General features: G+C 73.4%; 24 protein-coding genes. 11 read left to right on the top strand and 13 right to left on the bottom strand.

The genetic code is table 11. The features are described 5' to 3' along the window. The 5 genes from GFJ45_RS08895 to pstB all read left to right on the top strand — a co-directional run. A partial coding sequence (locus tag GFJ45_RS08895; RefSeq protein ID WP_194288596.1) for a macro domain-containing protein occupies positions 1-317 on the top strand: 317 nt, incomplete at its 5' end. A 140-nt stretch (positions 318-457) separates the two neighbouring features. Next, positions 458-1,594: a phosphate ABC transporter substrate-binding protein PstS gene (pstS, locus tag GFJ45_RS08890; RefSeq protein ID WP_228386743.1), complete on the top strand. Its 1,137-nt coding sequence runs from the start codon at positions 458-460 to the stop codon at positions 1,592-1,594. A 68-nt stretch (positions 1,595-1,662) separates the two neighbouring features. Beyond that, a complete protein-coding gene (gene pstC / locus GFJ45_RS08885) occupies positions 1,663-2,625 on the top strand; it encodes a phosphate ABC transporter permease subunit PstC (RefSeq protein WP_153396299.1) in 963 nt (320 codons plus the stop codon). Continuing rightward, on the top strand, positions 2,622-3,698 hold the full coding sequence (gene pstA, locus GFJ45_RS08880; protein ID WP_153396297.1) for a phosphate ABC transporter permease PstA: 1,077 nt from the start codon (positions 2,622-2,624) through the stop codon (positions 3,696-3,698). The genes pstC and pstA overlap by 4 nt, the downstream gene beginning before the upstream one ends. Before the next feature lie 23 nt (positions 3,699-3,721). Then, positions 3,722-4,501 carry a phosphate ABC transporter ATP-binding protein PstB gene (pstB, locus tag GFJ45_RS08875; protein ID WP_153396295.1) on the top strand — a complete coding sequence of 260 codons (780 nt, stop codon included), beginning with the start codon at positions 3,722-3,724 and terminating at the stop codon, positions 4,499-4,501. 15 nt (positions 4,502-4,516) lie between these two features. Here pstB and GFJ45_RS08870 read toward each other — a convergent pair whose 3' ends face one another. Then, the gene (locus tag GFJ45_RS08870) at positions 4,517-5,299 is read right to left on the bottom strand and encodes a response regulator transcription factor (RefSeq protein WP_194288595.1); all 783 of its coding nucleotides are present in this window, start codon (positions 5,297-5,299) and stop codon (positions 4,517-4,519) included. Between the two features lie 180 nt (positions 5,300-5,479). Between GFJ45_RS08870 and GFJ45_RS08865 the strand changes: the two genes are divergently transcribed. Further along, the gene (locus tag GFJ45_RS08865; protein WP_153396291.1) at positions 5,480-6,280 is read left to right on the top strand and encodes an HAD-IIA family hydrolase; all 801 of its coding nucleotides are present in this window, start codon (positions 5,480-5,482) and stop codon (positions 6,278-6,280) included. Here GFJ45_RS08865 and GFJ45_RS08860 read toward each other — a convergent pair. The 5 genes from GFJ45_RS08860 to dnaK form a co-directional block, all read right to left on the bottom strand. Then, positions 6,277-7,092 (bottom strand): SDR family NAD(P)-dependent oxidoreductase, encoded by an 816-nt coding sequence (locus GFJ45_RS08860; protein ID WP_153396289.1) that lies wholly within the window; start codon positions 7,090-7,092, stop codon positions 6,277-6,279. The genes GFJ45_RS08865 and GFJ45_RS08860 overlap by 4 nt on opposite strands. A 66-nt stretch (positions 7,093-7,158) precedes the next feature. Further along, positions 7,159-7,608, bottom strand: a complete 450-nt coding sequence (locus tag GFJ45_RS08855) for a heat shock protein transcriptional repressor HspR (protein WP_267128856.1) — start codon at positions 7,606-7,608, stop codon at positions 7,159-7,161. 39 nt (positions 7,609-7,647) lie between these two features. Continuing rightward, on the bottom strand, positions 7,648-8,691 hold the full coding sequence (locus GFJ45_RS08850; protein ID WP_153396285.1) for a DnaJ C-terminal domain-containing protein: 1,044 nt from the start codon (positions 8,689-8,691) through the stop codon (positions 7,648-7,650). Between the two features lie 109 nt (positions 8,692-8,800). Then, the gene (locus GFJ45_RS08845; RefSeq protein WP_228386741.1) at positions 8,801-9,478 is read right to left on the bottom strand and encodes a nucleotide exchange factor GrpE; all 678 of its coding nucleotides are present in this window, start codon (positions 9,476-9,478) and stop codon (positions 8,801-8,803) included. Continuing rightward, positions 9,479-11,380 carry a molecular chaperone DnaK gene (gene dnaK, locus GFJ45_RS08840; protein WP_153396283.1) on the bottom strand — a complete coding sequence of 634 codons (1,902 nt, stop codon included), beginning with the start codon at positions 11,378-11,380 and terminating at the stop codon, positions 9,479-9,481. 309 nt (positions 11,381-11,689) lie between these two features. On the opposite strand from dnaK, the gene GFJ45_RS08835 reads away from it, so the two are divergent. The 3 genes from GFJ45_RS08835 to GFJ45_RS08825 all read left to right on the top strand — a co-directional run bounded on the left by GFJ45_RS08835 (position 11,690) and on the right by GFJ45_RS08825 (position 13,781). Further along, the gene (locus tag GFJ45_RS08835) at positions 11,690-12,076 is read left to right on the top strand and encodes a DUF2267 domain-containing protein (protein WP_153396281.1); all 387 of its coding nucleotides are present in this window, start codon (positions 11,690-11,692) and stop codon (positions 12,074-12,076) included. Positions 12,077-12,222: 146 nt separating this feature from the next. Continuing rightward, entirely contained in the window at positions 12,223-13,119 is an 897-nt protein-coding gene (locus GFJ45_RS08830; protein WP_194288594.1) for an SMP-30/gluconolactonase/LRE family protein, read from the top strand. A gap of 95 nt (positions 13,120-13,214) precedes the next feature. Beyond that, complete coding sequence (locus GFJ45_RS08825) at positions 13,215-13,781, top strand: type 1 glutamine amidotransferase domain-containing protein (protein WP_153396277.1); 567 nt, start codon at positions 13,215-13,217, stop codon at positions 13,779-13,781. A gap of 92 nt (positions 13,782-13,873) precedes the next feature. Here the strand turns inward: GFJ45_RS08825 and GFJ45_RS08820 are convergent, their stop codons facing one another. Together GFJ45_RS08820 and GFJ45_RS16995 are read right to left on the bottom strand one after the other, a co-directional pair. Then, positions 13,874-14,548 (bottom strand): RraA family protein, encoded by a 675-nt coding sequence (locus GFJ45_RS08820; protein ID WP_153396275.1) that lies wholly within the window; start codon positions 14,546-14,548, stop codon positions 13,874-13,876. 144 nt (positions 14,549-14,692) lie between these two features. Further along, the gene (locus GFJ45_RS16995) at positions 14,693-16,270 is read right to left on the bottom strand and encodes a helix-turn-helix transcriptional regulator (protein WP_323368725.1); all 1,578 of its coding nucleotides are present in this window, start codon (positions 16,268-16,270) and stop codon (positions 14,693-14,695) included. 108 nt (positions 16,271-16,378) lie between these two features. On the opposite strand from GFJ45_RS16995, the gene GFJ45_RS08810 reads away from it, so the two are divergent. After that, positions 16,379-17,176 (top strand): class I SAM-dependent methyltransferase, encoded by a 798-nt coding sequence (locus GFJ45_RS08810; protein ID WP_153396273.1) that lies wholly within the window; start codon positions 16,379-16,381, stop codon positions 17,174-17,176. Here the strand turns inward: GFJ45_RS08810 and GFJ45_RS08805 are convergent. The 3 genes from GFJ45_RS08805 to GFJ45_RS08795 all read right to left on the bottom strand — a co-directional run bounded on the left by GFJ45_RS08805 (position 17,149) and on the right by GFJ45_RS08795 (position 20,619). Beyond that, positions 17,149-18,234 carry a dienelactone hydrolase family protein gene (locus GFJ45_RS08805; protein ID WP_153396271.1) on the bottom strand — a complete coding sequence of 362 codons (1,086 nt, stop codon included), beginning with the start codon at positions 18,232-18,234 and terminating at the stop codon, positions 17,149-17,151. The two genes, GFJ45_RS08810 and GFJ45_RS08805, sit on opposite strands and share 28 nt — an antisense overlap. A 110-nt stretch (positions 18,235-18,344) precedes the next feature. After that, entirely contained in the window at positions 18,345-20,123 is a 1,779-nt protein-coding gene (ggt, locus tag GFJ45_RS08800; RefSeq protein WP_153396269.1) for a gamma-glutamyltransferase, read from the bottom strand. Between the two features lie 157 nt (positions 20,124-20,280). Next, positions 20,281-20,619: a winged helix-turn-helix transcriptional regulator gene (locus GFJ45_RS08795; protein ID WP_153396267.1), complete on the bottom strand. Its 339-nt coding sequence runs from the start codon at positions 20,617-20,619 to the stop codon at positions 20,281-20,283. 126 nt (positions 20,620-20,745) lie between these two features. On the opposite strand from GFJ45_RS08795, the gene GFJ45_RS08790 reads away from it, so the two are divergent. Then, entirely contained in the window at positions 20,746-21,582 is an 837-nt protein-coding gene (locus GFJ45_RS08790; protein ID WP_153396265.1) for an NAD(P)H-dependent oxidoreductase, read from the top strand. Here the strand turns inward: GFJ45_RS08790 and GFJ45_RS08785 are convergent. Both GFJ45_RS08785 and cobA read right to left on the bottom strand, forming a co-directional pair. Continuing rightward, complete coding sequence (locus GFJ45_RS08785; protein WP_194288593.1) at positions 21,561-22,214, bottom strand: sirohydrochlorin chelatase; 654 nt, start codon at positions 22,212-22,214, stop codon at positions 21,561-21,563. The two genes, GFJ45_RS08790 and GFJ45_RS08785, sit on opposite strands and share 22 nt — an antisense overlap. After that, positions 22,211-23,039 (bottom strand): uroporphyrinogen-III C-methyltransferase (gene cobA, locus GFJ45_RS08780; protein ID WP_153396260.1); only part of this gene is annotated, 829 nt, incomplete at its 5' end. The genes GFJ45_RS08785 and cobA, both read right to left, overlap by 4 nt.

Here is a 23,039-nt window from a genome sequence, read left to right as displayed (position 1 = left end):
CCGGGGCGGGCGGGATGCCCGCCCGCTGGGTGATCCACACCGTCGGGCCCGACCGCCGCCGCGGCCAGACCGACCCGGCGCTGCTGGCCTCCTGCTTCCGCCGCAGCCTGGCGGTCGCCGAGGAGGTCGGCGCGACCAGCGTGGCGTTCCCCGCCGTCAGCGCGGGGGTGTTCGGCTGGGACCCCGCGCAGGTGGCCGACGTCGCGGTCAGCACGGTGCGCGAGACGCTGCCGGCCACGCCGGGTGTCGAGCGGGTCCGGTTCGTGCTGTTCTCGGCGGAGCTGCACCGGCTGTTCGAGGGGGCGCTGCAGCGGTAGCGCGGCGGCGGGCGCCTTCCCGTCCGCATACCGACAGATTGCCCACTGTTCGCCATCCGTTCACCAATGGTGACGCAGTCGGTCACCTTCGCTGCCTAGCGTCGCGGCCGTCCGCTCCACTCGACAGCAGGAGACTTGACGTGAACCGCACTATCTTCCGCCGGGCCATGGTGCCCGGCGTGGCCGCCCTGGCCATGACGCTGACCGCCTGCGGCGGCGACACCTCCGAGGGCGACAGCGCCAACGCCGACGGCGGCGACACCGGCTCCAGCGAGAACACGGCCGGCGACGACGCCTCGTCGCTGTCCGGCTCGCTCGCCGGTGCCGGTGCGTCCTCGCAGGGGGCGGCGATGGAGGCCTGGATCGCCGGCTTCGCCGGCGTCGCTCCGGACGTGACCGTGACCTATGACCCGATCGGCTCCGGCGGGGGCCGCGACCAGTTCACCAGCGGCGGCGTCGCCTTCGCCGGCAGTGACGCCTACCTGGACGAGGAGGAGGTCAGCGCGGCACAGGAGACCTGCGGGGGTGACTTCATCGAGTTCCCGGCCTACATCTCCCCGATCGCGGTCGCCTACAACCTGCCCGGCGTGGAGGAGCTGAACCTCTCCCCCTCGGTGATGGCCCAGATCTTCGACATGCAGATCACCCAGTGGAACGACCCGGCCATCCAGGAGCTCAACGAAGGCGTGGAGCTGCCCGACATGGCGATCACGCCCGTGCACCGCTCCGACGAGTCCGGCACCACCGAGAACTTCGTCGACTACCTGTCCCAGGCGGCGCCGGAGGACTGGAGCTACGAGGTCTCCGGCGACTGGCCGGTGCAGGGCGGCGAGGCCGCCGCGCAGACCCAGGGCGTGGCCCAGGCGCTCAACGGCGGCGAGGGCACCATCGGCTACCTCGACGCCTCGCAGGTCGGTGACCTGGGCGTCGCCTCCGTCCAGGTCGGTGAGGAGTTCGTCGCGTACTCGCCCGAGGCCAGCGCGGCCGCCGTCGACGCCGCGGAGCGGGTCGAGGGCCGCGGTGAGCACAGCTACGCCATCGACCTGCCGCGCGACACCGAGGAGTCCGGGGTCTACCCCATCGTGCTGGTGTCCTACCAGCTGGCCTGCACCAGCTACGACGACGCCAACACCGCCGAGCTGGTCCAGGGCTTCTTCTCCTACCTGATCAGCGAGGAGGGCCAGCAGATGGCCGCCGAGCACGCCGGCTCCGCGCCCATCTCCGAGACCCTGCGCGGCAACGCGCAGGAGGCGATCGACGCCATCTCGGCCGGCTGAGCCGGAGCGAGGACCGAGCCCGTCCCGGGCGGACCACCCGTGACCCCATCCCCTGAGAGGACCGGCCGATGAGCACCCAGGCCCCGTCCCCCGACACCACGATGAGCGGCCTCGGCGGCAACCGCCGGCTCGGCGACCGGCTGTTCTCCGGCGCCGCCACCGCCGCCGGAGTCCTCATCCTGCTGGCCCTGGCCGGCGTGTTCACGTTCCTGGTGCTCGAGGGCTACCCGGCCCTGGTGGCCGACCCGGAGCAGATCCCCGGCGAGGGCGGCATCGTCGCCTTCATCGCACCGCTGCTGTTCGGCACCGTCTTCGGTGCCGTGCTCGCCCTGCTGATCGCCCTCCCGCTGTCGGTGGGCATCGGCTTGTTCATCTCGCACTACGCGCCCCGGCGGGTGGCCAGCACGCTGGGGTACGTCATCGACCTGCTGGCGGCGGTGCCCAGCGTGGTCTACGGGCTCTGGGGCATCTACTTCCTGGCCCCGCAGATCGCCGGCCTGTTCCCGTGGCTGCACGACAACCTGGGGTTCCTGCCGTTCTTCTCCCAGTCCCCCTCCGGGAGCGGCCGGACGATGATGACCGCCGGTGTCGTGCTGGCCGTGATGATCCTGCCGATCATGACCGCGGTGAACCGCGAGGTGTTCCTGCAGACGCCGCGGCTGCAGGAGGAGGCGGCGCTGGCACTCGGCGCCACCCGCCTGGAGATGATCCTGATGACGGTGCTGCCGTTCAGCCGCTCGGGCATCATGAGCGGCGCCATGCTGGGGCTGGGCCGGGCCCTCGGCGAGACGATCGCGGTCGCGATGGTCCTGTCGGCCTACCCAGGACTGGTCTCGCTGAACCTGATCGGCAGCCAGAACTCCAGCACGGTCGCGGCCAACATCGCGCTGAAGTTCCCCGAGTACACGGGCCTGGAGGTCAACGCGCTCATCGCCTCCGGCCTCGCGCTGTTCGTGCTCACCTTCCTCGTCAACTTCACCGCGCGGGCGATCATCGCCCGCCGCGCCGAGTTCTCCGGAGCGAACGCATGACCGCCGTCAACGCCCCGACCGAGACACCGACGGAGACCGACGCCGCCCCGGGGCTGGAGTCCCACCGGCACCTGGGCACGGGCGCCACCTGGGGGCTCACCGGCGCCGGGCTGGCAGGTGGCGCCCTCCTCGGGCTGCTCGCCGGCAGCTGGGCGGTGGGCGCCGTCGCCGGCCTGCTGCTGGTGCTGGTGGCCCTCCCGGGCGTCAGCTGGCGGGTGGAGGGCGCCCGCCGCGGCAAGGACCGCGCCTTCACCGTCGTGGTCACCGTCGCGTTCCTGCTGGCGCTGCTGCCGCTGCTCTCGCTCATCTACTCCACGCTGACCAACGGGCTGGCCCGCTTCGACCCCGAGTTCTTCACCTCCGACATGCGCGCGGTCCTGGGCGAGGGCGGCGGCGCGCTGCACGCCATCGTGGGCACGCTGCTCATCACCGGTTCGGCCACCCTCATCTCCGTGCCCATCGGCATCATGTGCGCCATCTACCTGGTGGAGTACGGCAAGGGCCGGCTGGCGCGCATGGTCACCATCCTGGTCGACGTCATGACCGGGATCCCCTCGATCGTCGCCGGGCTGTTCGCCTTCGCGCTGTTCTCGATCTTCTTCGGGCCCAGCATCCGGTTCGGGCTGGGCGGCGCCGTGGCGCTCTCCCTGCTGATGGTGCCGGTGGTGGTCCGCTCGGTGGAGGAGATGCTGAAGCTGGTCGCCAACGAGCTGCGGGAGGCCTCCTACGCCCTGGGCGTGCCGCGGTGGCGCACCATCGTGAAGGTGGTGCTGCCCACCGCCGGCGCGGGCATCGCGGCCGGCGTGACCATCGCGATCGCCCGCGTCATCGGAGAGACCGCTCCGCTGCTGATCATCGCCGGCAGCACGACCAACCTGGACTGGAACATCTTCGAGGGCCGGATGATGACATTGCCGGTCTTCACCTACGAGTCCTACATGATCCCGGGCGTCCCGCCCGAGCCCGGCGTGGACCGCGCGTGGGCCGCGGCGCTGACCCTCATGGTCATCGTCATGGGCCTCAACCTCGCCGCCCGACTCATCGCCCGCCTGTTCGGCACCAAGAGTCGCTGACCAGGGCACAGACAGGAGAACCCGTGGCCAAGAGCATCGACGTCACCGACCTGAGCATCTACTACGGCGACTTCCTCGCCGTGGAGAAAGTCTCCATGACCATCGAGCCCAAGAGCGTGACCGCGCTGATCGGTCCCTCGGGCTGTGGCAAGTCGACCTTCCTGCGCTCCCTCAACCGGATGCACGAGGTCATCCCCGGGGCCCGCGTCGAGGGCAAGGTCAGCCTGTCCGGGCAGGACGTCTACGGCCCCACCGTGGACGCGGTCTCGGTTCGCCGCCACATCGGGATGGTCTTCCAGCGTCCCAACCCGTTCCCCACCATGTCGATCTACGAGAACGTCATCGCCGGGGTGCGGCTGAACGGGGGACGGCTGCCCAAGGCCCGGCTGGACGAGGTCGTGGAGCGGTCGCTGCGCGGAGCGAACCTGTGGAACGAGGTCAAGGACCGGCTGGACCGTCCCGGCTCCGGCCTCTCCGGTGGCCAGCAGCAGCGGCTGTGCATCGCACGGGCGATCGCCGTCGAGCCCGACGTGCTGCTGATGGACGAGCCGTGCTCGGCCCTGGACCCGATCTCCACGCTCGCGATCGAGGACCTCATCGCCGACCTCAAGGCCAACTACACGATCGTGATCGTGACCCACAACATGCAGCAGGCCGCACGCGTCAGCGACCGCACCGGCTTCTTCAACATCGAGGCGACCGGCCAGCCGGGCCGGCTGGTGGAGATGGACGACACCACCGTCATCTTCTCCCGGCCCTCGCAGCAGGCCACCGAGGACTACGTCTCCGGCCGCTTCGGCTGAGCGCCATCCCGCCGGCTAGGGCCGCAGCCGGTAGCCCAGGCCGCGGACGTTCTCGACGAAGCCGGGCCCGGTGGCCGGCAGCAGCTGCCGCCGCAGCCGCGCCACCAGCCGCCGGGTCCGGTCGGCCTGGTGCTCCCCCACCACGCCCACGCTGGCGGCCAGGTCGGCCAGCGGTACCACCGCCGGCCAGGCCTGCACCAGCCGCGCCAGCGCCGCGAACTGCAGCCCGCCCAGCTGCACGCGGACCCCGTCCGGCCCGGTCACGGTGAAGCCGGCCAGGTCGACCTCCACCCCGCCGATGCGCCGGCTGCCCTGGGGAGCGGCCGTGGCGTGCCTGCGGACCGCGCGGGCGAGCACGCCGGCCAGCTCCCGCTGCCGCAGCGGCGGGCTCAGCAGCCCGGCGCACCCGGCCGCTACCGCCTGCTCGGCGACCCGGGCCGCGCCCGGATGGTCCAGCACGGCGACGAGGACGGGGACGGTGTCCCACTGCGCCAGGCTGCTGACGAGGGCGGCCGGCTCGGCCACGGCCAGGTCGGAGGGCAGCACCAGCGCGCGGGCCCGTCCGTGGGCCACCTCCAGCAGTGCGGCGAACGGGTCGTCGAGGTAGTCGAACAGCAACGAGCGCTCACCCGGGTCGGGCTCGATCGCCCCCGGGGAGAGCCGTGCGCTGGTCACCGTGAGCACCCGCAGCGGCCAGGCGGCGCGGGCCAGCGCGCCCGGGTCACCACGGCCCGTGCTCAGGATGGTCGTCAGTGGTGCGTCCTCTCGCTCACCCGGCGGCGGCGGCCATGAGCCCATGGCGGCGCCCCCGCTGGTCGCCCAGCAGGTCTCATCGAAGGCGCGGACCGTGAACCGCCGGTGAACTGGGAATGTCAGCACCACGACGGCCTGACGACGATCTCGGGGACCGCCGACGCCGCGCCCTGGTCACCCCGTGGCCGACCACCCTGGCGCTCGGCGGTCGGGCAGGATAGCCGCATGACCGACCAGATCCCGGTGGAGTGCTGGCTCACCGACATGGACGGCGTCCTGGTGCACGAGGAGCGGGCGCTCCCGGGCGGCGCCGAGTTCGTCGCGGCGCTGCAGGAGGCCGGGCTGCGGTTCCAGCTGCTGACCAACAACTCGATCTACACGCCGCGGGACCTGCGGGCCCGGCTGGCGGCCGGCGGCATCGACGTGCCGGAGGAGGCGATCTGGACCTCGGCGCTGGCGACCGCGCAGTTCCTGCACGACCAGCGCGCCGCCGGCTCGGCGTACGTGATCGGCGAGGCGGGGCTCACCACGGCGCTGCACGACATCGGGTACGTGCTGACCGACCGCAACCCCGACTACGTCGTCCTCGGCGAGACCCGCACCTACTCCTTCGAGGCCATCACCCGCGCCATCCGGCTGGTCGAGGCGGGATCCCGGTTCATCGCCACCAACCCGGACGCCACCGGCCCCTCCGCGCAGGGACCGCTGCCGGCCACCGGCAGCGTGGCCGCCCTGATCACCCGCGCCACCGGGGTCACGCCCTACTTCGTGGGCAAGCCCAACCCGTTGATGATGCGCAGCGCGTTGAACCGGATCGACGCCCACTCCGAGCACACCGTGATGATCGGCGACCGGATGGACACCGACATCGTCAGCGGCCTGGAGGCCGGCCTGCGCACCGTGCTGGTGCTCACCGGGTCCACCCGCCGGGAGCAGGTGGAGCGCTACCCCTACCGCCCGACGCGGGTCTGCGAGAGCATCGCCGACGTCGTCCCACTCGTGGAGCAGTTCCGCGCCGGCGGCTAGCGCAGGTGGCTGGCGCCGTTGAAGTCGACCACCGCCCCGGAGGCCCACTCCATCGCGGGGTCGGCCAGCCGCAGCAGCGCGCCGGCCACCTCCGCCGCGGTCGCCACCCGGCCGTAGGGGCTCTGCGCCCGGACCGCGTCGCCCTCCGGCCCTTCCAGCACGGCGGCTGCCATCTCGGTGGCCACGAAGCCAGGGGCCAGCGTCACCACGCCGATGCCGTGCGGCGCCAGCGCGACCGCCATCGACTGGCCGAAGGCGTGCAGCCCGGCCTTGCTGGCGCCGTAGGCCGGCACGGCCGGCTCGCCCCGGTAGGCACCGCGGGAGCCCACGTTGACCACCCGCCCGGCCGGGAGCCCCTCGGCCGCGGGCACCTCGATCATGTGCCGGGCCAGGCACCAGGTGAGGTGGGCCGGGCCCATCAGGTTGGTGGCCAGCGTCTGCTGCCAGGCGTCCACCCAGGCCTCGTAGTCCACCTCGGTGACCCGGTGGTCCCCGCGGCGGCTGCCCTCGCCCTTGGGGTTCAGGAACCGGGCGGCGTTGTTGACCAGGACGTCGACGCGGCCCAGGGCGGCCACGGCCTGCTCCGCGACGGCCCGCGCCTGCCCCGGGTCGGCCAGGTCACCCTGAACGAGGGCGTGTCCCTCACCGGGCAGGGCGGCGAGCACCTGCTCGGCCAGCTCCCGGGCGCCCCGGAAGTGGACGGCGACCCGGTCCCCGCGGGCAGCGAACGCGGCGGCGGTGGCGGCGCCGATCCCGCGGCTGGCGCCGGTGACGAGGACACCGCGGGCAGGCAGGTCGGGCTGGGCTGGCATGGCGCCAGCCTAGAGGGGCCCAGCGCGTTCCGGCGCGGGCAGTGGCCGGTCGGTCCGCGCTGAGGCTCAGCGCCGCCGGTGTGGTCGCCACAGCACCAGCGCCCGGCTGGTACCCGTGGGCCGCGGCCGGGTGCCGCGCGGCAGCGGGGTCACGTCACCGCTCCGGCTGACCGCGAACACCCGGCTCTCGGAGACCAGCGCCTCCTCCAGCGAGCGGTTCTGCTCGTGCAGCTCGGCGACCCGCTGCTGCAGCGCCTCGACCTGGTGCTCCAGCTGCATGATCCGCTGCACGCCGGCGAGGCTGACCCCCTCCTCCTGGGAGAGGCGCTGCACCTCCCGCAGCCGGTCGACGTCCCGCGGGGAGTAGCGGCGGCCGCCGCCGCGGGTGCGCTTGGGGGTGACCAGGCCGAGCCGGTCGTACTGCCGCAGCGTCTGGGCGTGCATGCCGGCGAGCTCGGCCGCAACGGAGATGACGAACACCGGGGTGTCGTCGTCGGGCTGGCGCGTTGCTGCCACCGTGCTCACCTCCTCCTGCGCTGGCGCTGCTCCTGGCCGCTACTGGGACGCCCTGGTGAAGAGCTCGGCGCGCGGGTCGGCCCCCGCCGTCTCCTGCTGCAGCGTGCGCACCGCCTCCGTGGCCGTGTCGCTGAGCCGCTGGGGGACGACGATCTGCACCTTGGCGAGCAGGTCGCCGGTGCCGCCCTTGGTCTTGATGCCACGGCCCTTGACGCGCAGCACCCGGCCGGACGGGGTCCCGGGCGCGATGCGCACCCGCACCGGCTGGCCGTCGAGGGTCGGCACCTGCACCGTCGCGCCCAGCGCGGCCTCGGCGAAGGTCACCGGCAGGTCGACGGTGAGGTTGTTGCCCTCCCGGCCGAACACCGGGTGCGGCTGCACGCTGACCTGCAGCATCAGGTCACCGGCTGGCGCGCCGGCCTCCCCGGGCATGCCCTTGCCACGCAGCCGGATCCGCTGGCCGTCCTTGACGCCGGCGGGGATGCGGGCGGTGAGGCTGCGGCCCTCGGGCGTGCGCAGCGTGACGGTGTCGCCGGTCGCGGCCTGCCGGAACGTCAGCGTGGTGCGCGCCTCCACGTCGCGCCCCTTGCGCGGGGCGCGGGCGCCGCCGAAGCCGCTGGGCCCCCCGTAGCCGCCGGCGGTGCCTCCGCCACCGGCGAAGCCGCCCAGCAGGTCCTCCAGGTTGATGGTCTGCTGCCCGCCGCCGGTGCCGAACTGCACGTGCTGGCGGGCACCGCCGCTGCCGGCGCCGGCGCCGGCGCCGAACATCTGGGCGAAGATGTCCTCGAAGCCGGTCCCGCCGGCCGCCCCGGGCCCGCCGGCGCCGGCGGTGAACCGCGCGCCGCCGCGGGACATCTGCCGGATCGCGTCGTACTGCTGGCGCTGCTCGGGGTCGGACAGGACGGCATAGGCCTCACCGATGTCCTTGAACCGCTGCTCGGCGGCCTCGTCACCGGGCTTGGAGTCGGGGTGCCACTCGCGGGCGAGCTTGCGGTAGGACTTCTTGACGGTCGCCTCGTCCGCGTCCTGCGGGACGCCGAGGATGGCGTAGAAGTCCTTCTCGAACCAGTCCTGGCTGGCCACCGGTGCTCACCTCCTCCTCAGCTGCTCGGTGACGTCTCCGTCATGCTCTCCTGGTCGGTGCTGGTAGCGGCCGGGTGCGGGCCGGCTGGGCCCGCACCCGGCCGTTGGGTCACTGCGGCGGGTCGGCGACCGCGACGCGCGCGGCCCGCACGACCTGCTCACCCACCTTGAAGCCGGGCTGGAGGACCTGCACGACCGTGGTGTCGCGCGCCCCCTCGGGCAGGTCGGCCTCGGGCAGGTGCATCAGCGCCTCGTGGTGGGTGGGGTCGAAGGCCTCCCCCACCTCCCCGAAGCGGGCGACCCCGAACCGGGCCAGCGTCGCCTCCAGCTTGTCGGCGATCGCCGCGAACGGCCCCTCGGTCAGGTCGCCGTGCTCCCGGGCGGAGTGGATGTCGTCCATCACCGGCAGCAGCGCCTCGACGACGCTGCCGACGGCGCGCTCCCGCTCCCGCTCCCGGTCGCGGTCCACCCGGCGCTTGTAGTTGACGTACTCGGCCTGCAGGCGGCGCAGGTCCTCCAGCCGGTCGGCCGCCAGCTGGGTGTCGGGGTGCGGCTCCGCGACCTCGCCCTCACCCGGCTGCTCCGGCACGGACGACTCCTCGGTGGCGTCGGCCTCCGCCGTCGCGGCTGGCGGCTCGGGAGCAGCCGGCTGCTCAGCGGTGGGGGCCTGCTCCGCCGCGACCGGATCGGTCGCGGCACGGCCGCTCTCGCGCGGCTGCCCCGTCTCGGGGTCGATGCGTCGGTTGTCCCGGATGACCGGCCCCTGCGGGCCCTGGCGTGGTGGCACTCACTTGGCGTCCTTGGTGTCCTCGTCCTCGACGACCTCGGCGTCGACCACGTCCTCACCGGAGGACTGCTCGGCGCCCGGGTTCGGGTTCTCGGTCGCACCGCCGGGGGCGCCCTCGGCTCCCGCGCCGGCCTCGGACTGGGCGGCGTACATCGCCGAGCCCATCTTCTGGCTCTCGGTGGAGAGGGTCTCCATCTTGGCCTTGATGTCGTCGACGGTGGCGCCGGAGTCCGGCTTCAGGGCGGCCTTGAGGTCCTCGACCGCGGCGTTGACCGGGGCCTTGGTGTCCTCGGGCACCTGCTCGCCGTTCTCGGACAGGAACTTCTCGGTGGAGTAGACCAGCTGCTCCGCGGTGTTGCGGGTCTCGGTCTCCTCGCGCCGGCGCTGGTCCTCCTCGGCGTGCTGCTCGGCGTCCTTGACCATGCGCTCGATCTCCTCCTTCGGCAGCGCGCTGCCCCCGGAGATCGTCATCGACTGCTCCTTGCCGGTGCCACGGTCCTTCGCCGACACGTGGACGATGCCGTTGGCGTCGATGTCGAAGGTGACCTCGATCTGCGGCACACCACGCGGGGCCGGCGGGATCCCGGTCAGCTCGAAGTTGCCCAGCGGCTTGTTGTGCTGGGCGATCTCGCGCTCACCCTGGAACACCTGCACGTTGACCGACGGCTGGTTGTCGCTGGCGGTCGTGAAGACCTCGGAGCGCCGGGTCGGGATGGCGGTGTTGCGCTCGATGAGCTTGGTCATGATCCCGCCCTGGGTCTCGATGCCCAGCGACAGCGGCGTGACGTCGATCAGCAGCACGTCCTTGCGCTCGCCCTTCAGGACGCCGGCCTGCAGCGAGGCGCCGATGGCGACGACCTCGTCGGGGTTGACGCCCTTGTTGGGCTCCTGGCCGCCGGTGAGCTTCTTGACCAGCTCGGCCACGGCCGGCATGCGGGTGGAGCCACCGACGAGCACGACGTGGTCGATGTCGGAGACCTGGATGCCGGCGTCGGACATCACCTGCTCGAACGGGCCCTTGGTCCGGTCCAGCAGGTCCTCGGTCATCTGCTCGAACTGCGCCCGGGTGATGGTCTCGTCCAGGTGGATCGGGCCGTTCTCACCCATCGACAGGTACTGCAGGTTGATGCTGGTGGTGGTGGAGCTGGACAGCTCCTTCTTGGCCTGCTCGGCCGCGTCCCGCAGCCGCTGCATCGCGATCTTGTCGTTGGACAGGTCGGTGCCGGTCTGGTTACGCAGCGTCGTCAGCAGGTGGTTGACGATGCGCTCGTCCCAGTCGTCACCGCCCAGCCGGTTGTCACCGTGGGTGGCCCGCACCTGGATGGTGGAGAAGTTGTCCTCCGGGTCCTTGCCGACCTCCAGCAGGGACACGTCGAAGGTCCCGCCACCGAGGTCGAAGACGAGGATGAGCTCGTCCTCCTTGCCCTTGTCCAGGCCGTAGGCCAGCGCCGCGGCGGTCGGCTCGTTGATGATGCGGAGCACGTTCAGCCCCGCGATCTCGCCGGCCTCCTTGGTCGACTGCCGCTCGGCGTCGTCGAAGTAGGCCGGCACGGTGATGACCGCGTCGGTGACCTCCTCGCCCAGGTAGGACTCGGAGTCCCGCTTCAGCTTCTGCAGGATGCGGGCGCTGATCTCCTGAGCGGTGTAGGTCTTGTCGTCGATCGCGGTGCTCCAGTCGGTGCCCATGTGGCGCTTGACCGACCGGATGGTCCGCTCGACGTTCGTGACCGCCTGCCGCTTGGCGACCTCACCGACGAGGATCTCGCCGTTCTTGGCGAAGCTGACCACCGACGGGGTGGTCCGGCCGCCCTCGGCGTTGGCGATGATCTTGGGCTCGCCGCCCTCGAGCACCGCGACCGCGGAGTTCGTGGTGCCGAGGTCGATGCCGACTGCACGTCCCATCTGGGTATCTCTCCTCCTGCTCGGGGTGGCCGCGCCAGCAGCGCTGGCTGCGACCGGGGGTCCTTGCGTGGCTCCCACTCAACTTCACCTACGGCCCGAACCGTTGTCAAACCGAGGCTCACTCAAGTTGAGTCTGTATGGCTCAACTCAACGCGTGCCCGGTTTGTTCCCGTCCCGGCTGCGTCCGTGGGCCGTCACCATGTCGCCGTCCCTCCCAGGGCCGCGGCTGCACACCGGCGGGCGCGGTGGTGTCATGGGAGAGACCGCCGTACGTCCGACCCCGCTGTGGGGTGTGAACGGAGGTGTGCCATGAGGCATGACGAGTTCCTGGCCACGGTCCGTGAGCGCGGCCAGTACGCCGACCGCGTCGAGGTGGAGCGCGTCACCGGCGCGGTGCTGGGGCTGCTCGGGGCGCGGCTGACGCCCGGTGAGGCCGAGGACCTGGCCGCGCAGCTACCCGAAGGGACCGAGGATGCCGTCCTCGCCGGCCCGGGCAGCCAGGGTGGGCTGGGCGTGGAGGAGTTCGTGGCCACGCTGGCCCAGCGGCTGGAGTCCACCCGGGAGACCGCCCGGTGGGACGCCAGCGCGGTGCTGAGCACGGTCGCGGACTCGGTCACCGGCGGCCAGCTGAACCAGGTGCTGGGCCAGCTGCAGATCGGCTACGCCGAGCTGTTCGGCAAGCCGGACCTGGCCTGACCGGACCTGACGTCCTGTCGCTGCGCCCCGGGCAGGCCCGGTCCGGACAGCCTCCCGCTCCCCGTGGCCGGAGGCGACCCGCGCGGGCTGCTACGCCAGACTTGGCGGGACAGCGACAGGTCCACCGACGGAGCATGGAGGCACGAATGGCAGCGACCCAGCGGATCCCGGCCGAGTGGGAGGGTGAGCCGCCGAAGTCGGCGCACTTCCTGGACGTGGTCTACGAAGAGGGCCACTGGCTGGAGGGGCCGGCCTACTCGCCGCTGTGGCGCAGCCTGCTGTTCTCCGACATCCCCGCCGACCGGGTGCTGCGGCTGGACGAGGCGACCGGGACGGTGGGCGTATGGCGCTCGCCCGCCGGGTTCGCCAACGGCCGGACCCTGCTGCCGGACGGGCGCGTCGTCAGCTGCGAGCACGGCACCCGCTCGGTCAGCCGGATGGAGCAGGACGGCACCCGCACCGTGCTGGCCGACCACTGGCACGGCCGGCGGCTGAACAGCCCCAACGACGTCGCGGTCCGCCACGACGGCTCGATCTGGTTCACCGACCCCTCGTTCGGCATCCTCAGCTCCTACGAGGGCCACGCGGCACCCTCGGAGCTGGACGGCAACCACGTCTACCGGATCGACCCCGACGGGCACCTGCACCAGGTCACCGAGGACATGGGCACGCCGAACGGGCTGGCCTTCAGCCCCGACGGCTCGCTGCTCTACGTGGCCGACACCGTGCGCCAGCACATCCGGGTGTTCGAGGTCACCGACGGCGCGCTGCGCGGCGGTGAGGTGTTCGCCGAGACCGAGCGCGGCTCCTACGACGGGCTGCGGGTCGACGAGCACGGCGGCCTGTGGGCGGCGGCGCTCGACGACGGGGTGCACTACTACGGCCCGGACGGGTCGTTGCGGGCGCGGCTGGCGCTGCCGCTGCGCTGCTCCAACCTCACCTTCGGCGGGCTGCGCGGCAACCAGCTCTACCTGACCGCGACCACGACCCTGTTCCGGGTCGGGCTCGGGGTGCGCGGCCTCTGGGCGGCCGGCACCCGCTGAGCGGCTGGCCTGCGAGGGGAGCGCCCGGAATGCCGAGCGCCGCGCCGGTGCTTAGTGTGGACGGGAAGCAGCTGACACACGGAAGGAGTGACAGCATGACTGACCTGAACGGCAAGAAGGTCGCGTTCCTGGCCACCAACGGGTTTGAGGACAGCGAGCTGACCTCGCCCTGGGAGGCCGTCACCGAGGCAGGGGCGCAGGCGGTGCTGATCTCCCCGGAGTCCGGCACCATCACCGGCAAGAAGGGCCACGAGGCCCAGGTCGACGTGAGCTCCACCGACGCCAGCGCCGGCGACTACGACGCCCTGGTGCTGCCCGGGGGGGTCGCCAACGGGGACCACCTGCGGATGGACTCCGCGGCGGTGTCCTTCACCCGGGACATCTTCGCCCAGCACAAGCCGGTCGGCGTGATCTGCCACGGCGGTTGGATCCTGACCGACGCGGACGTGCTCCGTGGCCGGCGGATGACCTCCTACCCGAGCCTGCAGACCGACCTGCGCAACGCGGGCGCGGACTGGGTCGACGAGGAGGTCGTCGTCGACTCCGGCCTGGTGAGCAGCCGGACGCCGAAGGACCTGCCGGCGTTCAACGCCAAGCTGGTCGAGGAGATCGGCGAGGGCACCCACTCCCGGCAGACCGCCTCGGCGGCCGCCCAGGGCTGACCGGGCTGGCCTCCGGACCGGCCCGGTAAGCCGGCTGGCGGCCGACAGCGCAGAGGGCGCGCACCGTGACGGTGCGCGCCCTCTGCCGGTCGTTACAGGATCCCGTGACGGGCGAAGACCTCACGCGGGTCCTCGCCGGCGGCCAGCTCCGAGCGCACCGTCGTCTCGCCGCGCGCCTTCTCCTCGGCCCGCCGGACCGCCTCGGGCACCGCCTCCCGGGCGATGGTGACCACCCCCATCCGGTCCCCGACGACATAGTCGCCGGGGCTGACGACGCCCCCGGCGAGCACCAGCTCGCCGCCGGTCTCCACCACCTCGACGCGGCCGGCGGAGTCCAGCGGTGAGGCGCCGGTCGCGAACACGGGAAAGCCGAGGGTGTCGATCTCCTCGACGTCGCGGCACAGCGCCTGCATCACCGCACCGACCGCGCCGCGCGCCTGCGCGGCGGTGCTGAGCAGCTCTCCCCACAGCCCTGCTGGGGAGGGCTCGGCCCCGGCGGCGACCACCACGTCACCGGGCTGGAGATCGGCGAGCCCCTGCAGCAGCTGGCGGTAGGCCGGCACGACCGGTGCCTCCACCGCCTCGATCCGCATGGTGGCCACCCGTCCGACGACGTGCGGGGGCCCGCACAGCGGCCGGACGTGGGGCCCGAGGAAGGTCGCGGGCTGGCCCATCGCGTCCAGCACGTCGCACAGCAGCGCCGTGTGGAGGCGTCCCAACCGCTCGGTCAGCGCGGCCGCCTCCTCCCCGGCAGGTGGCTGGGTCATCTGCACTGCCCCTTTCTCGACGCTCGAGATCGTTCAGGCCCCCTCGGGGCTGTACAGATCCTGGTCGCGGACCGTCTCCAGGTCCAGCGTGCGGTCGCTCTCGGTGTCGCACAGCACGGTCACCCGCTCTCCCGCCCGGTCGCCTCAACGTGTGGCCGACAGCCCGTTGCGCACCGCCCAGGCGGCGGCCTCGGCCCGGTTGCGCACCCCCAGTTTGGCGATGGCGTTGCTGACGTGGTGGGCGACCGTCTTGCGGCTGATGAACAGCCGAGCAGCGATCTCCGGGTTGGACAAACCCTCCGCGACGAGTGCCAGCACCTCGGTCTCGCGGTCGGTGAGCTGGCCGGAGGCGTGCCGGGGACCGGTGCGGCGGGGGCCACCCAGCTCGCGGAGCAGCGCCTCTGCCTCGTCACGATGCGGGTGTGCGCCGAGCCCGGCCAGGACCGTCACCGCGGCCTGGGCCTCACCGGCGGCGCGAACGGGCTCGACGACCCGGAGCAACCGGGCGATCTCGAGCCGCGCCACGGCCTCCTCGAGCGGCAGCCGGGTGGCGCCGAAGGCCGCCACTGCCGCCTCCAGACGGTCCAGGCTGCCGGTGACCACCCCGTCGGCGTGGTTTGCGTAGCCTCGCAGCGCCCGCCCCACGTCACGCTCGGCGACTGCCCGTAGCCGGTGAACGGCCCGGCGGGCCGCCTCCGGCCGGCCCAGCGCGGCGTCCAGCTGGGCTACCAGCGCCAGGGTGAGGACGTCGTTGGCCGCGAGTGGCTCCTGCTCCCGCAGCCGCTGCTCGACCACCCGGGCCACCCACGCCCGCGAGGCGGGATCGCTGGACCGTGCCCAGCGCGCCCGGGCCCACGGCCGCAGCGCGGCGGGGTCCTGCTCCTGCCCGGACAGCAGCTGCTCGGCCTCGAGGGCCCTTCCCTGCCGGACGCGAAGCTCGGCGAGCCGCACCAGCGCCGCACGGCGCAGTGCCACGTAGCTCACCTCGTACAGCTGCAGGGCACCCTGCAGGAGGATCTCCGCCTCCACCCACCGCCCGGCCGCGACCAGGACGCCCCCGTGGTGGGTACGGCAGATGGCGGTGGCCCACCGCAGCGCGGGCCGGCCGGCCATCGGCTCGGCCTGCTCCCGCCACTCCTCCGCGCGCGTCACGTCGAGCACCGTCTCGCAGGCCATCATCATCTTGCAGTAGATCTCTCCGGCGACCGTGCCACTGCTGACCTCGCCCGCGCGGGCGGCCGCGGCAGCCTCGTCCAGCAGCCGGGTGCCCGCAGCCACGTCTCCCTCCTCGACCCGGCCCAGCCCGGTGTACGCCAGAGCGTCGAACCACAGGTCGGCGTCCCCCCACCGGTCGGCCACCTCCGCGGCGCTCGCGACCAGCTCGGCGCGCTCGGTGCGGTCGGCGGAGTGCAGCGCGCGGGCGAGCAGCACCCACCCGACCTCCGCGCACTCGCTCTGACCGCGGATCAGCTCGGTCCCACGCTGCAGCCAGCCCCGGGCCACTGCCCCGTGCCCGAACAACGCCAGGTGGTCGAAGGCGATCTGGTACGCGGCGAGCACAGCCGCGCGGCGCACCTCACCGCTGCCGCGCAGGGCGACGAAGGCCCGCTCCCGGAGCGCGAGCGCGGCCGCGTACTCGCCCTCGTCGGCCAGGGCGTCGGCCCGGGCGAGGATCGCCGTAGGTTCCTCCTCGGGCACGGGATCGTCAGCTCCCACGCGCACGATGCCAGTCTGCTCCTCCGTCATCGATGCGACCAGGAGCGGGGAACGGGATCGCAGATGGGGCAGGTGACCCATCCTTCTCGGCCCCGGCGCGCCCACGCTGGCTCCATGACCGAGACATTCCAGATCAGTCCACAGCAGGCCGCGCTCTATGAGGAGCAGTTCGTGCCGGCACTGTTCACCCACTGGGTGGAGCCGACCCTCATGGCCGCTCAGGTCGGACCCGGCCAGCGCGTGCTCGACGTCGCGTGCGGAACCGGCATCGTGGCGCGGCACGCCGCGGAGCGGGTGGGACCAGGCGGGTCCGTGGTCGGGGTCGACCTCAACCCGGCGATGCTCCAGGTCGCCGCCCAGGTCTCACCGGACCTGGACTGGCGGCAGGGCGACGCCGCCGCGCTGCCGCTCCCGGACGACGACGTCGACGTGACCGTCTGCCAGTCGGCACTGATGTTCTTCCCCGACGTCGTCGCCGCGCTCCGGGAGATGGGGCGGGTCACCCGTGCCGGAGGCAGGGTGGCGGTGCAGGTCTTCGACCTCCTGGACGACCAGCCTGCCTACGGGCCGTGGGCCGCGATGGTGGCCCGCCACGCCGGGCCGGAGGCGGTGCGGATGCTGGGCACCTACTGGGTGCACGGGGACCGCGACCGGCTGGCCGCCCAGTTCGCCCGGGCCGGGATCACGGTCACCTCGGTGCACGACCACGAGCAACCGGCGACGTTCACCTCCGTGGAGGGCATGGTCCGCACCGAGGTGGGGTCGACACCGCTCGCTGATCGGCTCTCCCCTGCTCAGCTGGACCGGATCATCGCCGACTCCGCGGACGTCTACCGGCCCTTCCGCACACCGGGCGAGACCGCGCTCACCATCCCGCTGGCCGGCTACGTGATGGTCGGGGAGCCGACCTGACCCTGACGCTGGTCCGGCTCCCGCAACACCCGGACCAGCCACGGCCAGAGCCGGCTGCCGTCGACCTCGTGGCCCCCCGGGTGCACGTGGTGGACGAGCCGGTCGGTGGCACCGGCCTGCCCGTAGACCCCGGCCAGCGCCCGCACCACCTGCTCGAAGCCCTCCAGGGAGAAGATCGGGTCCTGCCGGCCGGTGGCGACCCCGAGTGGGCGCGGGGCGAGCAGCGCCAGCAGGTCGGCCTGCTCGAGCAACGGCGCCTGGCCGGGCAGGTGGTTGCACAGGCAGTGCCGCACGGCGTGGATGCTGCCCTCGTAGCTGCCGGGCCAGCCGGTCAGCGCGAGCGCCGAGACCCGGTCGTCGACCGCGCCCAGCACCGCCGCCAGCGGTGCCCCGCCGGAGAACCCCGCGGCACCCACCAGAGGGGCGTGTCCGGCTCCGGCCTCGCTGGCCAGCAGGGCCGGCAACACGTCGAGCAGGCCGCGCAGCTCGGCCACCCGCACCCCGGCGAGCGTCAGCCCGTGGTCGAGCAGCCGGGTGGCGAGCCGGTAGCAGGCGTGCGGCGCGTCCGGGTCGTAGGCCCGGTCCTGCGCCGACTGCCGCGGCCCGAGACCGAGCACCTCGGGCACCACCACGGTCGCGCCCTCGGCGAGCAGGTCCAGACCGAAGCGGCCGTGCCCGTTCGTCGAGTCACCGTCGGGGGCGCCCGGGTCGGGGCCGCAGACGGCCACCGCGCCCGGGCCGTGACCCGGGACCGCCAGCACGACCGGGTGCGGGCCGGCCGTCTCCGGCAGCAGCACGCGGACGCTGACCGGCATGCCCGACAGCACGGTGACCTCGTGCAGCGCCCGCGTGTGAGGCACGGGGGCGGCGCACTGCCAGTGGTCCAGCAGCCGGGCCGTGGGCGGGTGGTCCGCGCACCGGGCCGCTGCCTCGACCAGCCCGGCCAGCCAGCCTCGTCGCTCCTCCGGCGTCCGGCTGGCCCGTCCGGCCTCGGCGTCGCGGGCGAGCCGGGCGAGCAGCGGCTCCGCGCCGCTACCGCCGTCCGTCACGAGATCCACGGCCCCGATCCTCCCAGGGGTCCTCGGTCCGGGCAGCCAGGCGACACGACGCAGGCGCGGGGACCGCCCGATCGAGGTCGGTTCCCCGCGCCTCCGTGACGGCGCTCAGCTCACTGGCCGCCGATGGCGCCGTCCCTCCGGTAGTCCGCGCCGCCCACCAGGCCGTCCTCGGTCACCTGGATGACGCCCAGGCCGCTGGTCTGGGTGGTCAGCGACACCTGGTGGCCACGAGCCTCGAGCGCGGCCCGCGGCGCCTCGACGTCGTAGTCCCACGTGACGCCGGGGATCGGCGGCTCGATGTCGGTCGTGGTGGTGTTGCGGTTGCCGTAGTGCGGCACGTTGATCGCCTGCTGCGGGTCCAGCCCGAAGTCGATGACGTTGATGATCGACTGGGCGGTGTAGCCGATGATCCGGCTGCCGCCCGGGGACCCGGTGACCAGCTCCACCTGGCCGTCGGCGTCCCGCACGATCGTCGGTGACATCGAGCTGCGCGGCCGCTTGCCGGGCTGCACCCGGTTCGCGATCGGGACGCCCTCGTCGTCGGTCGGTGCGAACGAGAAGTCGGTCAGCTCGTTGTTCAGCAGGAAGCCGCCACCGTCGACCATGACGCCGTTGCCGAAGCCGCTCTCGATGGTGGTGGTCATCGACAGCGCGTTGCCGTACCGGTCCACGACCGAGACGTGGCTGGTGCCGGACTCGTTGGACTCGGTCTGCGGTGCCGTCGGGTCGAACTCCCCGGGCGGGGTGCCCGGCTCGGCGGTGCCCATGTCCTCCTCGCCGACGAGCGCGGCCCGCTCGGCCAGGTAGTCCTCGTCGAGCATGCCCTCGACCGGCACCGTCACGAAGTCGGTGTCACCGACGTAGAGGTTGCGGTCGGCGAAGGCGAGCCGTCCCGCCTGGGTGAACAGGTGCACCGCCTCGGGGGCGAGCGGGTCGTCGCCGAGGTCGAAGTGCTCCAGGATGCCCAGCATCTGCCCGACGGCGAGCGCGCCGGAGGAGGGCGGGCCCATCCCGCACACCTCGTGGCCGCGGTAGTCGGCGCACACGGCAGGCCGCTCGACCACGTCGTAGGCGGCCAGGTCCTCGACGGTCATGTCGCCGGGGATGTGCGGGTCGGTCTGCACCGCCTCGGCGACCGCCTCGGCGATCTCACCGGTGTAGAAGCCCTCGGCGCCCTCCTTGCGCAGCGTCTTGAGGGTGTTGGCGTAGTCGGGGTTGCGCATCCGGGTGCCGCCGGGCTTGGCGGCACAGTCGGTCTCCGAGCCGTTGGTGAAGTACTCGAACGCCACCGGGTCGCGGAAGAACAGCCGGTCGGTGCAGCTGTCGTTGCGGGCCAGGTAGGAGTCGACCAGCGCCGCGGTGCGGTCGGTCATCTCGAAGCCGCCCAGCGCCAGCCGCAGCCCCGGCGCGAACAGCCGCTGCCAGGGCATCCCGCCGTGGTCGCTGTGGAGCTCCTCCAGCAGCGCCGGCGTGCCGGGCACCCCCGCCGAGAGACCGCTCTGCCAGGCCTCGGTGAACGACAGCCCCACGAACCGGTCCTCCCCGGAGGCCATCGGCGTCTTCTCCCGGCCGTCGTAGGTGGTGATCTCGCCGGTCTCGCCGTCGTGCCACACGACGAACGCGCCGCCGCCCAGCCCGCTGGACTGCGGCTCCACCAGCCCCAGCACCAGCTGCGCGGCCACCGCGGCGTCGGCGGCGGTGCCGCCGTTGCGCAGCACCTGCTCACCGGCCCGGGTCGCGAGCGGATTGGCGGTCACCACCATCTCCTGCTCGGTCGTCACCGCCTGTGGCGCCGTCTCGTCCTGGGCCGCCACCGGGGCGGCGACGGTAGCGGCCAGGGCCGCGACCGTGGTCACCGCCCCCAGGCCTCGACTCGGTCGGATGCGCATGTGAGGTCCCCTCTCACCGGGAGGCGCCCACGGCCGCTGCTCGCGACGGCGCGGGCAGGAGCGGCGGTCGCCGCTCCCGGGCGCAGCATGGCAGCGTCCGGAGCGGCGCGGGGAGTACCTCGGCGATTTCCTGACGGACTCTTTACCGCCCCGACAACTACCTCACCGGGGCCTGCGCGAGGTAGTCCGCACCCCAGGCGTCCAGGCTCTCCACCAGCGACCCCAGCGTCTGGCCGAGCGGGGTGAGCGAGTACTCCACGCGGGGCGGGACCTGCGGGTACACCTCCCGGTGCACCACACCGTCGGCCTCCAGCTCACGCAGCTGCCGGGTGAGCACCCGCGGTGTCACCGGACCGACCGCGCGGGTGAGCTCACCGAACCGCAGCGGCCCGTCCCGGAGCTGCTTGACCACCGTCATCTTCCAGGCGCCGCCGACGACGGCGATCGCGACCTCCACCGGACACACCTGCGTGGCCCGCCGCACCGACTCGCGCATCGGCCCTCCTCCTCGCGTTGACCTGCACACTATCCATTTCGTCACTACGTGACAGCAAAGTGCGTACTTGTCCTGATCGTAGCCGTTCGGCGACCCTGGGGGGAACACCGAGACGAAGGAGCACCCGTGGACATCCTCTGGGTCCTGGCCCACCCCGACCCCTGCTCGCTCAACGGCCGGCTCCGCGACGCCGCGCTGCCACGGCTACGGGCCGGCGGCCACCGCGTGGTGGAGAGCGACCTCTACCGGATGGGGTTCGACCCCGTGCTGACCAGCGCCGACCTCTCCGGCGAGCCACCGCCTCCGGGAACCCCGGTCTCGGACTGGCAGCGGAGCGGCTACCGGGAGGGCCGGCTCACCGACGACATCCGGACCGAGCAGGCCAAGCTGCGGGAGGCCGAGCTGGTGGTGCTGCAGTTCCCGCTGTGGTGGTACGGCGTCCCGGCGATCCTCAAGGGCTGGTTCGACCGGGTGCTGGTCAACGGCTTCGCGTTCGGCGTGCGCGACCCGGGGACCGGCCGGGTCCGGAAGTTCGGGGACGGCGGGCTCGTCGGACGGCGCGGCCTGGCGGTGGTCACGGCCGGGGACCGTCCCGGGGCGCTGGGGCCGCGCGGCATCAGCGGCCACGTGGAGGACGTGCTGTTCCCGTTGCTGCACGGAACCTTCCACTACACCGGGATGGCCGCGCTGCGACCACACCTGCTGAGCAGCGTCCACCACTGGCCGGCCGGCCAGCTGGAGCGGGAGGTCGACCGGCTGGTGGCGCGGGTGGACGGGGCAGCGGCCGAGGAGCCGATCGGCTACCGCACGCTGGCCGGCGGCGACTACGACGAGCACCACGTGCTGCGCCCGGACGTCGCCCCCGGGCTGACCGGCAACGAGGCGCACCGGCTGGACCTGGGCGCAGGCTCCGGAGGCGACGGAGGCCGGCGGGGAGCGGCTCAGCCGGCGGCGTCCCGGTAGCGGCGCACGACCAGGTCGACCAGCGCCGGGTGGGTTCCCAGCGGCGCCGCCACCGCGTCGGCTCCGAGCACCTCCAGTTGCCGGTGGAAGAATCCCGGCGCCAGCAGCAGCGCGCCGGCCACTACGCGGCCGTGGTCGCTGCGCAGCTCGGCCAGCACGTCGGCGGCCTGCGGGCCGGGCCCGGACAGGAACCCGGCCCGCACCGGCACCCCGAGCTCGGCTGCCAGCAGCCCGGCCACCTCGTGCGCCTCGTCCCGGGCCGCGTCGCGGGAGGAGCCGGCGCCGCCGAGCAGCACCGCTGTCCCCGGGGAGACCGGCGGCAGCCGGTCCGCGAGGGCCCGCACCACCTCGGGCGCGGCCCCGAGGGCGGGGGTGACGACCGCCGCACGGGCGCGAGCCGCGGCGTCGGGGACATCGTGGTCGACGTGGTAGCCGGAGGTGACGAAGTAGGGCACCACCACCGGCCGCTCGAGTCCCGCCAGCACCTCCCAGGCGGTCGGCTCGCAGACGTCGACGTAGCCGAGGCGCACCTCGGCCCCGGCGGCCTCGGCCGCACGACGGGCCACCTCCTCGACCACCGCGATGCCCGCCTGGCTGCGGGTGCCGTGCGCCAGCAGCGCCAGCGGCCTCACCGGTGCGGGCCCTCGCCCGGTACGGGAACCTCGACCGGGAGCCGGACCTCGGGCTGGCGTGGCACGGCCGCACCTTCCCGCGTCCGCCACTCGGGGGCCAGCCGGACCACCGCCCCGATCACGACGACGGCCGGGGAGCGCACGCCCGCCTCGGCGGCCCGCTCGGCGAGCTCGCGCAGCGGGGCCACGGTGGTGCGCTGCCCGGGCAGGAACCCGCGCTCCACCACGGCGGCGGGGCAGTCGGCGTCCCGGCCGTTGCCGACGAGGGCGGCGACGGTGTCGCGCAGCCGGGCCACGCCCATCAGCACGACCAGGGTGTGGTCGTCCCCGGTGGGCAGGTGCGGGACCTGGTCGTGACCGGTGACGACGGTGAACGAGCGGGCCAGGCCGCGGTGGGTGAGGGGGATCCCGGCGGCCGCGGGGACGGCGATCGCGCTGGTGACTCCCGGCACCACCTCGACCGGCACGCCGGCGGCCTCGCAGGCCGCCCGCTCCTCGCCGCCGCGGCCGAGCACGTAGGGGTCGCCGCCCTTCAGCCGCACCACCCCGCGCCCGGCGGCGGCCTCGGCCACCAGCATCGCGTTGATCTGCTGCTGCGGCACCTGGTGGTGCCCGACCTCCTTGCCGACGTCGACGACCCGCACCTCGGGCGGCAGGTCGGCGAGCACCCCGCGGGGCGCGAGCCGGTCCACGACCACGACGTCGGCCGCTGCGAGCAGCTCCCGGGCACGGACGGTGAGCAGGCCGTCGGCCCCCGGGCCGCCACCCACCAGCGCGACCCACCCGCTCCCGGCACGGGGCCGGCGGCGGCGCAGGTCGAGCCGG

This window comes from Ornithinicoccus halotolerans, assembly GCF_009602535.1.
Classification (GTDB): Bacteria; Actinomycetota; Actinomycetes; order Actinomycetales; family Dermatophilaceae; genus Ornithinicoccus; species Ornithinicoccus halotolerans.
This window is presented reverse-complemented; position numbering and strand designations above follow the sequence as displayed.